Below are 993 nucleotides of genomic sequence, written 5' to 3' on the forward strand. Positions count from 1 at the left end.
TAATTATAATTAACAATTCGATGACGATGAATCTCTAAATAACGACAGAAATTTTCAGCTCGTTCGTTTTTTAAAGGAGAGATTAATGCTATTGTTTCCTCAATTTTGCCCTGCCATAATAAACTTTCTGCTTTTTTCAATCTCTTCACTGAACCGCCGACTTTATGAAGATTTTCTACCAAATGAAACCAGTCAAGTATTTCTCTTTTTTCTCCTGGACAATCCCAGTTTTTCACAATTTTCCAAATACCGGGATGTCCGTCTCCCAAACAGGTAAGGGGGTCAGATAAAGGTTGTTGATTAACCCAATATATTAACGATTCATTCTCTCCAAACCAAGCTTTTCTTAGGAAAGTATCAACACAGATTGCTTTATAATCTTTCCAGATACAAGCCTCTCCCTTAGTTTCGGTTCTTAAGCGCACTTTTCCTCCGTCTAGACTAATTTCTTGAACGGGGTTTCCTGATTCTTCTTCGGCAAATTGGTGGCGATGGACTAATCGTTGTTGAGTCCTAGCCGAGACCTTCATCCCTGTATAAAATTGAATATCTCTGGCGGCATTTTCATAAGAAACATTGGCACTAGCTCTTAAACAACAGCGTTCTAAGTAAGGACTAATTTGGTTATTACGAGGAATATTTAAACGGATTGCTTGTTTTTCTGTCAGGCATAATTCTCCGATGATGCTTTTTATTTTTCTCGGTCTCCCGGCTTGAGTTCCTGTCGTTTTTGTGACAAAAAAAAATCCTAGTTTCGGAGTTATATATTTTAAGGTCTGTTCTCTTATTGTCGTCTCTATTCCCTCTAAAGTTTGGATTTTTTCAGCCTCAGCTTCCTGATGAAGAATCTTGGCTATCGCTTGAATATGTTGGTTAAGTTCTTGTTGTTGCTCTGGAGTCATTTTTGTCTTTTCCCCACTCTTTTCTCTATCCCATACCCAATTGATGCTTTTGTCAAGTAGTTTATTTGTTCTTCAGCTTTGACTTGCTCCC

Annotated in this window: 1 protein-coding gene; it reads right to left on the reverse strand. The window is 37.8% G+C overall.

Going from position 1 to position 993, the window contains the following annotated elements; genetic code table 11:
• Positions 1 to 902: ISKra4-like element ISMae42 family transposase (locus BGL89_RS09490; RefSeq protein WP_286825504.1), on the reverse strand; the 902-nt coding region annotated here is incomplete at its 3' end.
• Between the last annotated feature and the right edge of the window lie 91 nt (positions 903 to 993).

The organism is Microcystis sp. LSC13-02 (assembly GCA_002282935.1).
Lineage (GTDB): Bacteria > Cyanobacteriota > Cyanobacteriia > Cyanobacteriales > Microcystaceae > Microcystis.